This window comes from Aestuariibaculum lutulentum, assembly GCF_032926325.1.
GTDB classification, from domain to species: domain Bacteria; phylum Bacteroidota; class Bacteroidia; order Flavobacteriales; family Flavobacteriaceae; genus Aestuariibaculum; species Aestuariibaculum lutulentum.
On the sequence record NZ_CP136709.1, the window covers coordinates 3,572,932 to 3,587,296 of the forward strand.

Annotated in this window: 12 protein-coding genes; 6 read left to right on the top strand and 6 right to left on the bottom strand. The window is 36.2% G+C overall.

Translation table 11 applies throughout. The features are described 5' to 3' along the window. The first annotated feature begins 83 nt into the window (after positions 1-83). Entirely contained in the window at positions 84-1,646 is a 1,563-nt protein-coding gene (locus tag R1X58_RS15150) for a hypothetical protein (protein ID WP_240573208.1), read from the top strand. A gap of 99 nt (positions 1,647-1,745) precedes the next feature. Next, entirely contained in the window at positions 1,746-2,849 is a 1,104-nt protein-coding gene (locus R1X58_RS15155; RefSeq protein ID WP_240573209.1) for a lipid II:glycine glycyltransferase FemX, read from the top strand. 6 nt (positions 2,850-2,855) lie between these two features. Here the strand turns inward: R1X58_RS15155 and R1X58_RS15160 are convergent, their stop codons facing one another. Together R1X58_RS15160 and glyA are read right to left on the bottom strand one after the other, a co-directional pair. Beyond that, positions 2,856-4,025 carry a MalY/PatB family protein gene (locus R1X58_RS15160; RefSeq protein ID WP_240573210.1) on the bottom strand — a complete coding sequence of 390 codons (1,170 nt, stop codon included), beginning with the start codon at positions 4,023-4,025 and terminating at the stop codon, positions 2,856-2,858. 248 nt (positions 4,026-4,273) lie between these two features. Further along, positions 4,274-5,548, bottom strand: coding sequence for a serine hydroxymethyltransferase (glyA, locus tag R1X58_RS15165; protein WP_240573211.1), 1,275 nt, complete (start codon positions 5,546-5,548; stop codon positions 4,274-4,276). Between the two features lie 202 nt (positions 5,549-5,750). On the opposite strand from glyA, the gene fahA reads away from it, so the two are divergent. Both fahA and R1X58_RS15175 read left to right on the top strand, forming a co-directional pair. After that, positions 5,751-7,037, top strand: a complete 1,287-nt coding sequence (gene fahA / locus R1X58_RS15170; protein WP_240573212.1) for a fumarylacetoacetase — start codon at positions 5,751-5,753, stop codon at positions 7,035-7,037. Between the two features lie 110 nt (positions 7,038-7,147). Next, complete coding sequence (locus tag R1X58_RS15175; protein ID WP_240573213.1) at positions 7,148-8,326, top strand: hypothetical protein; 1,179 nt, start codon at positions 7,148-7,150, stop codon at positions 8,324-8,326. A gap of 55 nt (positions 8,327-8,381) precedes the next feature. On the opposite strand, the gene R1X58_RS15180 is transcribed toward R1X58_RS15175, so the two are convergent. Further along, a complete protein-coding gene (locus R1X58_RS15180) occupies positions 8,382-9,095 on the bottom strand; it encodes a tetratricopeptide repeat protein (protein WP_240573214.1) in 714 nt (237 codons plus the stop codon). Positions 9,096-9,304: 209 nt separating this feature from the next. Here R1X58_RS15180 and R1X58_RS15185 point away from each other — a divergent pair, with 209 nt between their 5' ends. Together R1X58_RS15185 and R1X58_RS15190 are read left to right on the top strand one after the other, a co-directional pair. Next, a complete protein-coding gene (locus tag R1X58_RS15185; RefSeq protein WP_240573215.1) occupies positions 9,305-10,594 on the top strand; it encodes a serine hydrolase domain-containing protein in 1,290 nt (429 codons plus the stop codon). A gap of 120 nt (positions 10,595-10,714) precedes the next feature. Next, positions 10,715-11,665: an NmrA/HSCARG family protein gene (locus tag R1X58_RS15190; RefSeq protein WP_240573216.1), complete on the top strand. Its 951-nt coding sequence runs from the start codon at positions 10,715-10,717 to the stop codon at positions 11,663-11,665. Between the two features lie 6 nt (positions 11,666-11,671). Here R1X58_RS15190 and R1X58_RS15195 read toward each other — a convergent pair whose 3' ends face one another. The 3 genes from R1X58_RS15195 to ytxJ all read right to left on the bottom strand — a co-directional run bounded on the left by R1X58_RS15195 (position 11,672) and on the right by ytxJ (position 14,240). Further along, positions 11,672-13,357 carry an RluA family pseudouridine synthase gene (locus R1X58_RS15195; protein ID WP_240573217.1) on the bottom strand — a complete coding sequence of 562 codons (1,686 nt, stop codon included), beginning with the start codon at positions 13,355-13,357 and terminating at the stop codon, positions 11,672-11,674. Between the two features lie 67 nt (positions 13,358-13,424). Continuing rightward, the gene (locus R1X58_RS15200; RefSeq protein WP_240573218.1) at positions 13,425-13,832 is read right to left on the bottom strand and encodes a gamma-glutamylcyclotransferase family protein; all 408 of its coding nucleotides are present in this window, start codon (positions 13,830-13,832) and stop codon (positions 13,425-13,427) included. Between the two features lie 18 nt (positions 13,833-13,850). Continuing rightward, positions 13,851-14,240 carry a bacillithiol system redox-active protein YtxJ gene (gene ytxJ, locus R1X58_RS15205; protein WP_240573219.1) on the bottom strand — a complete coding sequence of 130 codons (390 nt, stop codon included), beginning with the start codon at positions 14,238-14,240 and terminating at the stop codon, positions 13,851-13,853. Positions 14,241-14,365 lie beyond the last annotated feature (125 nt).

Below are 14,365 nucleotides of genomic sequence, written 5' to 3' on the forward strand. Positions count from 1 at the left end.
CATCAGGTTTTTAATTTTTAAAACAATACACTAAATCATAACTTCAAAAGTTATATTTTTAGCCTACAAAACAAATGCCTTTAATGAAACGCTACATATACTTTTTACTTACTTTTTTATTTTTAATGTTTTGGAGTTCTTGTCGCAAAGATTTTGAGTTTTCACCAAGTACCGGAAATCTGGAATTTTCAAAAGATACTGTGTATTTGGACACCACGTTTACCAATATTGGATCTAGTACCTACACACTAAAAGTATATAATCGTAGTAATACCGACATCAATATTCCATCGGTGCAATTAGGCGAAGGTAACAGTTCAAACTACCGTTTGAATATAGACGGTATGGCAGGAAAAGTATTTAGCAATGTGCAAATTCAAGCCAAAGACAGCATTTATATTTTTGTAGAATCAACTATCAATATCAACGATTTCGCTAATGACGGCACCTTTTTATATACAGACCAAATTCAGTTTGATGCCGGAACTAACCAGCAAAATGTAGAACTGGTAACTTTGGTTCAGGATGCCGTATTTATTTATCCGAATCGCGATTACGACACTAAAATTATTGAAACCTTAAGCTTAAATATTGGTGGCGAGGAATACGAAACCGATATTCAAGGACGCACTTTACAACCCAATGAATTACATTTTACAAACGAAAAACCTTATGTCATTTACGGATATGCTGCCGTACCTAATGGCTACACGCTAACCATCGATGCCGGAGCCCGTATTCATTTCCATGAAAGTTCAGGGCTGTTGGTTTCTGAAGGCGCTTCACTTCACGTAAATGGTGAATTCAGTGCAGATCAGGACTTACTGGAGAACGAAGTCATTTTTGAAGGAGACCGCTTAGAACCAGATTTCGCTGATATTCCTGGTCAATGGGGCAGCATATGGCTTTTTGAAGGCAGCACTAACAATATTATTAACTACGCTACCATTAAAAATGGCTCTATCGGTATTTTATGTGATGGCGGTGCGGAAGCCTCCGAAGACGCTTTAAAAATGACCAATTCGCAGATTTACAACAACACAGGTTTTGGTATTTTAGGACGAAATACCTCGATTACTGCTGAAAACGTGGTATTAAACAATGCCGGACAATCATCGTTTGCTGGTACTTTTGGTGGCCGTTATAATTTTACGCATTGCACGATTGCCAATTACTGGAATAATGCTAGACAGTTCCCCGCCCTGCTTTTAAATAATTATATCGTTGATGCCGATGAAAACATAGTGGTTACAGATTTAACCGAAGCTAATTTCAACAACTGCATTATATACGGAAACGACAACCCAGAGCTCTTGTTCGATGAAGTTGAAGAAGAAACCGTAAACTTTAATTTTAAATTCACCAACTGTTTAATTCGCTTTCAGGATTACACCAATTATTACTCAGGGCCCAATTACGATTTTGAAGATACCACACATTACCATGGTAATATCTTTAATCAAACACCCGACTTCTTTAATACTGAAGAAAATAAGTTGATTATTGGAGAGAACTCGGCTGCAATCAATCAAGGATTACCTGGTTTTGCATCACAGGTTCCAACCGATATATTAAATGTAAACCGAACGACTACTCCCGATTTAGGCGCATATCAGCATATTACGTTTCCAGAGGAGGAGAATTAAAATACATGAGTTGGTTTTGTAAATAAGACCCAATTCGAACATAAACTCCTTAATAATTTCATATTATATATATGATTCTGTAGTTTTGCAGCCAAAAACATGATTTGTGAGCTACGCGAAAAGGATATACAAGAATTTGATGCAACAAACATACTACCGCAAACGCCGTTCTGGGGCCGCGTAAAAGAAAACCAAGGGTTCATTCCCAAAGGTTTTGAACTAACCATTTCAAAAGACTTATTGATTAGCGATGCTAGTTCTATTGAAAAAAAGGGCGAAGATTTATTAATACTTATTAAGTACGTCGACCAGAATCACTGCTTTGCTTACGTGCCTTACGGCCCTAAATTAGAGCCCGACTTTGAAAATCAAGGGTTGTTTTTGGAGCAACTTTCAGAATCTATACGTCCGTTCCTCCCACCCAACTGTATTTTTATCCGTTACGATTTAATCTGGGAAAACCAATGGGCTACCGAAGAGGAATATTTTGATAACGACGGCAACTGGATTGGTCCGCCACCCAACAAAACACAGGAATTTCGTGTGAATTTCAATACCGCCAACTGGAACTTACAAAAAAGTGTAGGCGATAATCTTCCCAAAAACACCTTTTTTATCGATTTATCTTTAGATGAAGAGGACCTGTTGTACAATATGCGCTATAACACGCGATATAACATAAGAAGAGCTTCTAAGAAAGGAATTAACGTTAAGGAATATGGTATAGAACACATGAACGACTGGTATAAGTTGTATCTGGAAACAGCTAATCGCCATGGTATGCCTGCCCAAAACGAGGAATTCTTTTCAACTATTTTCAATAATCAGGACAACAGTAAAAAAGGGGTTACGGTTAAAATGTTAATGGCTGAAAAAGATGGCGAATTTTTATCGTCTATGTTTTTAGTGTTATCAAAAAAACGAGGTACTTATTTATATGGTGCTTCGGCAAACGACAAAAACAATTTAACCGCTAGCTATGCTCTGCAATGGGAATCGATGAAAGTATCGAAAGCCTGGGGCTGCACCGAATATGATATGTTTGGCTCGGCACCCAATTTAAATCGTAGCCACCCGTTACACGGTGTTCATGTTTACAAAAAAGGATTTGGTGGCGATTTATATCACCGTATGGGTTGCTGGGATTATCCGTTTAATCAAAAACTATACGATTTATATAAACTGCAGGAAATGCAGAATTAAACTGATTTAGGAATCCATCGCTGCTTTTAATTGCTGAAATGCACGTTGAATTTTTGAAAGTGGCGATGCGATATTCATACGCATAAATAATTGATAATCGGTTCCGAATGTTGAACCTAGAGCCAAACCTACTTTTGCTTTATTGAATACTAAATCTTTTAATTCCCTTTCGGAGATATTCAATGCTGAAAAATCTAGCCAGATTTGATAGGTCCCTTCAGGTCGAATCATTCTCACTTGTGGTAATTCTGTTTTTAAAAATATTTCAATCCAGTCAACTGTTTTTTCTAAATACACAACTAACGCATCTACCCAATCATGACCATGAGTGTAGGCTGCTAAAATCGCATACGCCGACAACGCGCCTCCCTGATGTAAATACATTGAGGTTACCAGACTGTTTATCGTTTCAAACTGCGCTTTATTTTCGGTGTAAATATAACCATTAGCTATACTTTGCATACCAAACGTTTTTGCCGGAGACCCTAGAACAGCAATATGATTCTGAGTCTTTTCAAACGATAGTATACTGTGGAATTTAGAGTTTGAAAACACAATTTCGGAGTGTACCTCGTCGCTTACAATTATTACGTTATAAATATTTGCTAAATCCACCAGCTTTTGTAATTCTTCTCTATTCCAAACCCGCCCCACTGGATTATGCGGATTACACAGTAAAATCACTTTTGTGTTTCCGGTTTTAAGCTGCTCTTCCATGTTTTCGAAATCGAACGCATAGTGTCCGTTTTCAATTTTTAACGGATTCTCAACAACTGTACGGTTTGCTGTTTTTATAGCCGTATAAAACTGATGATATACTGGTGTTTGAATCATGATACCATCTCCTTCTTCTGTCAAGGCTCTTAAAATAACAGCAATGGCGGTAAGCACCCCATTGACCTGAATAAAATTATTCGGGTTCAACTCTAAACCATGACGCTTTAAATTCCAGTTAGCAATGGCTTCTTTAACCTGCTCACTAATATCTTCGTACGCATAAACCCCACGCTCCACAATATCATTTAAAGCTTCAGTAATTGGCGGAGCGACTTTAAAATCCATATCTGCTATCCATAAAGGCATCACATCGTCTGTGCCTAAAACCATTTTTAAATATTTAGGATTGTTCTTTACAAAATGGTTTTCAACGTTGTGTTCTATATCGAAGATACTCATAGGATGATTCGTTTTATTAGTCGCATCTCAAAACTACCAATATTGATTTAGTTTATACCAAATTTTATATTGAATTTAAGATTCTAAATCTAATTGCGTTAGGGATTGTAGCAAGCTACCATGTAGCGCGAAAAGCCCGACCCGAAGTAACAACGAAGGGTAACGCCCAAAACCAAAAAATCCCGCTAAATAAGCGGGATTTTCTGAATATGTATAGATGCTGAAACCAGTCCAGCATGACAAGTCAATTACGCTACGAATAATGGTCTGTCTGCCATTAATGCGTTTACTTTATCAGCTACAGCTTCTAAAACAGCTTCATCTTGGTAATTCATGATCACTTCATCAATTAACTCAACGATTTGCTCCATTTCAGCCTCTTTTAAACCTCTTGTTGTAACAGCAGCAGCACCAATACGAATACCTGAAGTTACAAACGGAGAACGGGTATCGAAAGGCACCATGTTTTTGTTTACGGTGATATCTGCTTTTACCAAAGCCTGCTCTGCATCTTTACCTGAAATATCTTTGTTACGTAAATCGATTAACATACAGTGGTTATCTGTACCTCCTGAAATAATGTTGTATCCTTTTGCCACTAATGCTTTAGCTAAAGCTGCTGCATTTGCTTTTACTTGTAACTGGTAGTGTAAGAACTCATCGGTTAAAGCTTCACCAAAAGCGATTGCTTTAGCAGCAATAATGTGCTCTAATGGACCTCCCTGGTTTCCTGGGAATACCGCTGAATCTAATAAAGAAGACATTTTACGTAAGCTTCCATCTTTTAAAGTGATTCCGAATGGGTTATCGAAATCTTTACCCATCATAATCATACCTCCTCTTGGACCTCTTAACGTCTTGTGAGTTGTTGTTGTTACAATGTGACAGTGCGGCATTGGATCGTTTAAGATACCTTTTGCAATCATACCTGCTGGGTGAGAGATATCAGCCATTAAAATAGCACCAACGCTATCAGCAATAACTCTAAAACGAGCAAAATCAATATCACGAGAGTAAGCAGATGCTCCGGCGATGATTAATTTTGGTTGCTCTTTAGTCGCAATCTCTTGAATTTTATCGTAGTTTAATACGCCTGTTTCTTCTTCAACACCGTAGAATACCGGGTTATATAATTTTCCTGAGAAGTTTACTGGCGATCCGTGAGTTAAGTGACCTCCGTGAGATAAATCGAATCCTAAAATTTTGTCACCAGGTGTTAAACATGCATGGTAAACCGCTGTGTTTGCCTGACTTCCTGAGTGCGGCTGTACGTTTACATACTCGGCTCCAAACAAAGCTTTTGCTCTATCAATAGCTATTTGCTCTACTTCATCAACTACTTCACATCCACCGTAATAACGTTTCCCTGGATATCCTTCTGCGTATTTATTAGTTAATACTGAACCAGCAGCCTCCATAACTTGTTCACTTACAAAGTTTTCAGACGCAATAAGCTCTAAACCATGTAATTGGCGCTCATTTTCAGCTTGAATTAATTCAAAAATTTGTTCGTCGCGTTGCATATAAAATTAAATTCTAGTTAAATATTGTGCAAAAGTAACAAATAGATTAGTTAAAAGCATCAAAAAACATATATTTACTATTAAGTTTTTAACCTTTTTGATAACCCGGTATTTAAACCCAATTTTTATTTATTTTTTTCCTTAAAAATGAAAAATTTATGTAGGTTTGAATATTATCAACTATTAAATAAAAGTAAACGTTATGCGATTAGCAGCTAACAATCCAGATAGAACATCGTGGTTACACGTCGATAAAAATTCAGATTTCCCAATTCAGAACATTCCGTTTGGTGTTTTTTTAACGCGTGATGACATCATTACTATCGGAACCCGTATTGGTGATACCGCTATAGATTTAGGGGCTTTACACCAGTTAGGGTATTTTGATGGCATTCCTTTAACCGATGATATCTTTCTTCAGGATTCGTTAAACGATTTTATTGCTGATGGTAGAAAAACCTGGCGTGCCGTAAGAGACCGTATTGCCGAAGTTTTCGACAGCAAAAACACCACATTAAAAAATAATAAAAGTCATAAAGAAATTGTCCTGTTTCGTTTAGACGAAATTGAAATGCAACTGCCTGTTGAAGTTGGTGATTACACCGATTTTTACTCAAGCATGGAACACGCTACAAATGTAGGGACTATGTTTCGAGATCCTGAGAATGCCTTGTTACCAAACTGGCTTCATATTCCTGTAGGTTACCACGGAAGAAGTTCTTCGGTTATTCCTTCAGGCATTCCGGTACATAGACCTCAAGGTCAAACCTTACCGGAAGGCGCAATCGAACCAGTTTTCGGACCAAGTAAATTAGTAGATTTCGAATTAGAAATGGCTTTTATAACAACGGCCGCCAACGATTTAGGAGAACCTATTCCTGTTGACGAAGCCGAAGAATACATTTTTGGCTTAGTATTATTAAACGACTGGAGTGCACGCGATATTCAAAAATGGGAATATGTACCACTTGGACCTTTCCTGGCTAAGAACTTTGCAACATCTATTTCTCCATGGATTGTAACACTTGATGCATTAGATCCTTATCGTGTTGAAGGCCCAAAACCTGTAAAACCACAGTTAGATTACCTTAAATATTCTGGTAAAAAGAAAAGTTTCGATATTAATTTAGAGGTATCGATACAGCCGGAAGGTGCCAAAGAAAATATTGTATCGAAGTCTAACTTCAAATATATGTATTGGAATATTTCGCAGCAGCTGGCTCACCATACTATTAATGGTTGCCCTGTAAATTCTGGTGATTTAATGGGAAGCGGAACCATTTCGGGGCCTTCTCCAGAATCTTACGGTTCGATGCTTGAATTAACCTGGAAAGGCGAAAAACCAATCAAACTAAAAGATGGCACAGAACGTAAATTCATTAATGATAACGATACCGTAATCATGCGAGGCTATTGCGAAAAAGACGGAACACGAATTGGTTTCGGCGAAGTGTCAACCAAATTATTACCCGTATTTAAAAAGAAATAAATTTATTTTAACGCCTTAATATTAGCCCTCAAATATTACATTTGAGGGTTCTTTATTATAAAATGGCATTACTATTGTTTACCCCTAATCAAAACTCAAAATTTTAAAGCATGAAAAAACAACTACTCTCTATTCTTTCTTTGTTTATACTTTGTGCTTGTAGTAGCAGCAAGCAAATTGAAAAATCATTAAGTTCAGGTAATTATGACCAGGCGATTTATGATGCGTTAAATAAATTACGTACCAACAAAGATAAAAAAGGAAAAGCAGAATATATTGTAATGCTTCACGAGGCTTACAACAAGGCCACCGAACGCGACCTAAGCTCTGTTGACTTTTTAAAGAAAGATAATAACCCCGAGAACTACATTCGCATCTACGATACCTATGTAAATTTAGATAATCGTCAGGAGCGCATTAAACCTGTTTTACCTTTATTCATTAACGGCAAAGAAGTAAAATTTGATTTTAACAATTACTCAAGCCACATTATTTCCTTTAAAAATGATGCATCACAACAAATGTATAAAACAGCATCATCGTTACTAAATTCAAAAAACAAGTTAGATTACCGTCAGGCTTATAACGATTTCAAAGAAATTGAAACTATAAATCCGAATTTCAAAGACGTACGTCAGCTTATGGATGTAGCGCATGCCAAAGGAACCGATTTTGTTTTAGTAGACATGGTTAACGATACCGAAAAGGTAATCCCACAACGCCTGGAAGACGATTTACTTAATTTCAGCACCTACGGATTAAACAACTTATGGACGGTTTACCACAACAATGCTGTAAACGATGTAAATTACGATTACAGTATGCGTGTGAATTTGAGAGGCATCAGTATTTCTCCCGAACAAATTAAAGAGCGACAAATTATTAAAGAAAAACAAATTGCTGATGGTAAAAAGAATTTACTGGACGCAAATGGTAATCAGGTAAAAGACAGCTTAGGCAATACCATTCAGGTAGATAATTTAAAAACTGTACGTTGCGAGTATTATGAATCGACACAATTTAAATCAGTACAGGTTACCGGAAATGTTGAATACATAAATTTAAACACCAAACAACTGGAAGATGCTTTTCCGATTACTAGTGAATTTGTATTTCAGCATATTTTTGCTACGTCAAGAGGAGATCGTCGTGCTTTGGAAACCGACTTATTACAATATTTAAACAACCAGCGTGTGCCCTTCCCTAGTGAATCGCAAATGATTTACGATACAGGTGAAGATCTTAAAGCACAGCTCAAACAGATTATAAATTCCTATTCCATAAGATAGAATGAAAAACGCCCAAATTTAGTTTGGGCGTTTTTTTTAATCTCCTTCAAAATAATTAATTGAAAGGATAGCCACTTTCTCTCAAATTAAAAACAAAAACAACGGGGCTCCACATCCCTACTGGCTTACCTTGGTATTGACAAGGGATGAAATCAATTTCTTCTTGAAATACCTTATTAATAACTTCCATTCTTGCTTCTTTGCCAGTCTTAGTTAATACGTTCTCAAAACCACCCGTTACCCTACTCTTTACAGCTCCATATTTATCCACTAAAAGGGAAACTCGAACTTTACCACCATCAAAGTCAACAAACTCTTCGGAACCATATATCTTTTGAGATAGTTGGTTAACCAAAATAGGATGAATGCTACCTTCTTTTATTAAATCATATTCTCTACCTCTTGTTCTAAACTTTAACCCAACTTCAACATCCTCATAAAACATAAAATCATTATAAAAAATATCACCACAGTATTCCTTAATGAGCTTACCTGCACCTTTATCCTTTAATTTATACGATTTTTGTAATAACCCGCAAGCAACTGCTCTATTCTCTAAATGGAATTCAACTAATGCCAGATTATATAAAACGTCTGTGTTTTTAGAATCTTTTTGAAGAACTTTTAAATAGATTTCTTCTGCTTTCTTCAATTCACCATTTTTCAATGCAATGTTCCCTTCCACAATTAATTTCTCAAATTCTTTAGAATTTTGAGAATTTGAAATTAGAGAAAATCCAAAAAATACAATTACAATAACTAGCCGCATAAATACATTTAATAAAAAACTAATATAGAAAATTCTTACTAAACAGATATAGTTATTAATTTCTTCAATAAAATTCACCGCCAAACACCTACAAACCAACATCTTAAATCGTTAAAAAATATTAAATTTTACGCTTTTAATCGGATTATCAATACATTTTATCCTATATTTGCGAAAACCAACTGTTAGTAACCCATAACTTAACCCTAATGCGAAGATCTAAAGTCTTAGTAAAGTCTGCGTTTATCGTTCTGGCTATTTTTGCCCTAGCGCTAACTATATTTAAATACTCAACAACTCCTGAGACCGTAGTTGTTGAAACTCCTGAATTACCTCAAAAACCGACCAAAGATCCTGAAATTTTAAAACAATATAAAGCCCAGCAAGAAGATTTAAAAACTGCGGTTGAATCCTATTTCGAGAGCGCCATAGCAAAAGGTGATATTATAGGAGCTGGAGTAAGTATTGTAAAAGGCGATTCCATTGTGGTTTCCGAAGGGTTTGGTAAACGAAATGCTAAATTAGAGGACAATATAAACAATGAAACCATATTTCGATTAGGGTCAATTTCTAAAGGCTTCGCCGGCATATTAGCGGCAAGTTTTGAAAACGAAGGACTTATTCATTGGGAAGATAAAGTAAGTGACTATATTCCAGGTTTTCAATTAGGAGACAAAAGTAATACTGAAAAAATAACCTTAGCAAATCTGCTATCACATACAGCAGGTACACCTTACCATAGCTTTACTGATTTGGTTGAAGCTGGTTTACCATTAACTGATATTGTAGGACACTTTAAAGAAATTACACCGGTGAGCGTTCCGGGTTCTATGTACAGTTATCAAAACGCCATGTTCGCGCTTTGCGGTGAAGTTATCCGCAGAGAAACCGGGCAGGATTTAGCGTCGGCATTAATGAATCGATTTTTCAAGCCACTTGACATGCATTCCACCTGTATGGATCACGAAACATTAACTCATGCAGAAAATGTAGCCTCGCCGCATATAAAAAGAACACACGGCTGGAAACCCATAAAACTTACCAATAAATATTATAACGCAATTGCGGCTGGAGGAATTAATGCCAGTGCTCTTGATATGGCGAAATGGATGCGTTTTCTATTAGGCCACAATCCTGAAATCATGGATAAATCAGCTTTACTAGACGCCTTTAATCCTTTTGTTGAAATTGGTGGACGTAGTAAATATTACCAACGCTGGCCGGGACATTTAAAATCTTATTACGGTTTTGGATGGCGTATTCATAAATATGCAGATGAAGACACTCACGAAGAAAAAACAATCCTTCATCATGGCGGTAGCGTGAATGATTTTAGAAACGAAATTGCATTATTTCCAGAAGACGATTTAGGCATTTGCGTGCTTTTAAATAGTCACTCTAAAATTGCTGCAAACGTTATACCTGAATTAAAAGAAATTATTAAACAGGTGTATAATCAACACAACACAGACCACTCAAAAGACATCGCAAGTTTATAATTCACAAATTCTCATTCTTAATTTTAAAATGATTTTTTATTATCTTTAGAGGACTTACTCCAAAGACACCATTTTCCATTTCTTCTACTTATTCAAACATCATAAATTAAAAAGTAAATCATGGAAAATAAAAAAATTATAACTGTATTTGGCGCCACAGGTGCTCAAGGTGGCGGGCTTGTTAAAGCTATACTTGCAGATTCTAATTCTGAATTCTCGGTGCGCGCAGTGACCAGAAATGTGAATTCTGAAAAAGCAAAAGCCCTGGAAGCTTTAGGAGCTGAAATCATTGAAGCGGATATTGATGACATAAAAAGTATAGAAAAATCCATCGAAGGAGCTTATGGTGCATACTTTGTAACCTTCTTCTGGGAACATTTTTCAGCCGAAAAAGAAATTGAGGAAGTAGAGAATTTTATAAAAGCCGCTAAAGATAGTAGTCTTCAACACATTGTTTGGTCTACCCTAGAAGACACGAGAAACTGGGTGCCTTTAAATGATGATCGCATGCCTACGTTGCAAGGCAAATACAAAGTTCCTCATTTCGATGGCAAAGGTGACGATGACAAACTTTTTTCTGAAGCAGGCTTACCTGTTACCTTTTTAAGAACATCCTTTTACTGGGATAATTTTATCTATTTTGGTATGGGGCCGCAAAAAGGAGAAGACGGCAATTATTACATTGCATTCCCTATGAATGATAAAACCCTTGCCGGAATAGCCGCCCAAGATATTGGAAAATGCGCCTATGGCATCTTCAAAAAAGGAAAAGAATTACTCCATAAAACCGTTGGTATTGTTGGCGAAAAATTAAACGGAACCGACATGGCTGAAAAACTTTCAAAAGCTTTAAACATAAATGTTATTTACAACAACGTAAGCCCTGAGACTTATAGAAGTTTTGGTTTTCCTGGAGCCGACGATTTAGGTAATATGTTTCAGTTTAAAAGAGATTTTAACGACGACTTCAATAAAGTTCGAGACGAAGCCTTTTCATTAGAACTTAATCCCGAATTACAAAACTTGGATAAGTGGCTATCTCTTAATAGCTCTCGAATACCAATTGATTAATTAATACTAAAAAGGGGCTTCACAAATAATAGTTAACTCCTCTTTGGTTATTGGATGAACAAAAGTTAATTGCTCGGCATGTAAATGCAAGCGGTTTGTTTTAACACCGTACAAATCATCTCCAACTATAGGCGTTTTCAACCCTTTACTATGCGCAGCATGAACACGTAACTGATGTGTACGACCGGTTATCGGATAAAAATGAATTCTGGTCTTACCATTTTCAATAGCCTGAACCTCAAAATTGGTTACAGCAGGTTTACCATACTCGTAACACACTAATTGCTGCGGACGGTTATCTAAATCGACACGTAAAGGCAAATCTACCTGACCTGATTTTGTTTTAAGCTCGCCATCTAACAAAGCCACATAACGCTTCTTAACTGTGCGCTCAATAAACTGCTTCTGCAAATGCTTATGTATACGTTCGTTTTTAGCCACCAATAACAACCCGGAAGTCGACATATCTAAACGATGTACCAATAGCGGACCTTTGGCCTTTGGTAAATAGGCTTTCATTTTAGTTAATACAGACTCACTAAAGGTTTTCCCTGGTACCGATAAAAACTCATGTGGTTTATTAACTAATAACAAGTAATCATCTTCGTAAACTATTTCTAAATCCGCCTCATAGCTTATACCCTGCTCTATTGGATTTTCATCAACCTGTAAACCTTGCATCATGTGTCCTAAAATAGGTTCACATTTACTTCGGCAAGAAGGATAAAACTGTTTATGTTTACGTACTTCCGATTTTGGAGAAGCACCCCACCAGAATTCAGCCATTGCAATAGGCTTAAAATCATTTTCGTAGGCATATTGAAATAATTTTGGCGCCGCACACTCTCCAGAACCTGCCGGTGGAATTGGTGAGTTCGTATCTTTAAAAATATCCAGTAAATCTTTAGTTGCTCCTTCAGCATTTAAAAACTGATATTGCTCATGAATGCGTTTCTGTAAGTCTGAAGATTGTGAAGCTCTTTTATTTTTTAAATCGGTTATCGGCTTTAAAAGACAGTTAAGCGCTTCTTCGACTTCCTTTATTTTTTGTTCCCATTCAAATTTCAAATATTTCAATCGTAACTGATAACCTATACTCTGCTCCTTTAACTCATTAAAAAATTCCTGAAAAGCGTCATCACTTAAAACAGGTTTAGCTTCATCGCGCCTTTTATTGCGTTTCTTTTTTTCAGCTTTCATCAGTGTTTTAAACGCTTCAATTTCAGCTTCAGCTAATTTCTTGTTTTCACTTAAAGCATCTTGAGCCTCCTTAAGTTCCGTAGCTGCTTCCAAGGTTTCTATTTGTCGATTAAAAGCATTTAATTCAGCTTCACCTTTCTTATAAAAACCATCAGTATTTAGAGTGTTATAAATAGGCGGCACAAACCCGGCGAGGTAATTATTATCTGATAATTTCCCTGAAAAAGCAGCGAGATAGCCTAAATCTCCCTTTTCATTTTTAACCACCATAACACCAAACATTTTGCCTATAACCAAACCTTCCATTTCTGGATCAAGTCCGAAATTATGAAGAAAGTCCGTTTGCGACTCCAGATAAGTTTGTAAATCTTTTGCTGCCTCAATACATAACGGATGCGGCTCATAGTAAAATGGAAACGTAAATTTTTTAGGTAACGCTACCGTTTTACTTAAGTTTAAAGTATGAAATCGGGAATCGGAAAAATGAGTCATATCGGCTTGTAAAAATCACTGCAAAGATAAAAGATTTAACTCTTTTCAATTGAATTCTTAAGACATTCTATGAGTCCAGATAATTTCCTGAAGAAATTAATCGCAAGTTTAAAACAGACTTATTATACAAATACACCCAGGTTTTTACGGTATGTCCTGCTTCCAGAAACGCCTCGACAACCACACGTTTAAACAGCCCCTTTTCGGTTTCAAGAGATTCTATACCTTCGTAATCATCTAATATGCTGAACACCTTTTCGGCTTCTGAAATTTCATAAATCTTTCCATAAACCTTATCCTGCAGTGTATCGCTTAAAACAGCTCCCGGAAATTCCTCGACGTCGTATAATTTACCACAAAAAAAACCTCTCCCTACAAATTCTGAATGTTTGCCTAAAAACTCAGACATGTCGTTTTTACTATCTTCCAATAAAGTTCCGTAAACAAATAAGTACGTTGTACGCGTATTATACATGTTTTATAAATCGTATTTTTAAATATATTTCTCTAAATCTAAGTCGTTAATTCCTCCATGGCTATTATGTATTTTAACCTCGCCATTTTTAATAACTAATAATTGAGGAGATTCGTGATAAACACCAAATTTTTGAGCGATTTGGTTTGATATTTCTCTGTAATTCAATAAATCGAGATAATATAAATCGGCCTGATCTTCTGAAACGCGATAATCCGATTCAAACTGATTTTTAACCATACGACTGATACCACATCGCGTAGAGTGTTTAAAAATAATTTGAGGTTTTTCCGATGATTTATTTTCAATATCATCAAGCTGCCCCAACGAATTTAAATCAATCCAAGGTAGAGCCTTAACCTCTTTTTGTTCCGACGAACTTTTTAAAAATTTATTAAATATTCCCATATATTTATTCTATTCTTTAGCATAAGTCGAATCTATTTCCAAACCTTACAACTGACTAATCGTCATCTAAAAATCAAATAAATAAGACATTTTGTCTCTCTGCTTGAGATGGTAAGATTATTGAC

Coding starts and splice junctions, on each gene's coding strand:
- R1X58_RS15150 (WP_240573208.1), top strand. CDS start 84: ATGAAACGCTACATATACTTTTTACTTACTTTTTTATTTTTAATGTTT.
- R1X58_RS15155 (WP_240573209.1), top strand. CDS start 1,746: ATGATTTGTGAGCTACGCGAAAAGGATATACAAGAATTTGATGCAACA.
- R1X58_RS15160 (WP_240573210.1), bottom strand. CDS start 4,025: ATGAGTATCTTCGATATAGAACACAACGTTGAAAACCATTTTGTAAAG.
- glyA (WP_240573211.1), bottom strand. CDS start 5,548: ATGCAACGCGACGAACAAATTTTTGAATTAATTCAAGCTGAAAATGAG.
- fahA (WP_240573212.1), top strand. CDS start 5,751: ATGCGATTAGCAGCTAACAATCCAGATAGAACATCGTGGTTACACGTC.
- R1X58_RS15175 (WP_240573213.1), top strand. CDS start 7,148: ATGAAAAAACAACTACTCTCTATTCTTTCTTTGTTTATACTTTGTGCT.
- R1X58_RS15180 (WP_240573214.1), bottom strand. CDS start 9,095: ATGCGGCTAGTTATTGTAATTGTATTTTTTGGATTTTCTCTAATTTCA.
- R1X58_RS15185 (WP_240573215.1), top strand. CDS start 9,305: ATGCGAAGATCTAAAGTCTTAGTAAAGTCTGCGTTTATCGTTCTGGCT.
- R1X58_RS15190 (WP_240573216.1), top strand. CDS start 10,715: ATGGAAAATAAAAAAATTATAACTGTATTTGGCGCCACAGGTGCTCAA.
- R1X58_RS15195 (WP_240573217.1), bottom strand. CDS start 13,357: ATGACTCATTTTTCCGATTCCCGATTTCATACTTTAAACTTAAGTAAA.
- R1X58_RS15200 (WP_240573218.1), bottom strand. CDS start 13,832: ATGTATAATACGCGTACAACGTACTTATTTGTTTACGGAACTTTATTG.
- ytxJ (WP_240573219.1), bottom strand. CDS start 14,240: ATGGGAATATTTAATAAATTTTTAAAAAGTTCGTCGGAACAAAAAGAG.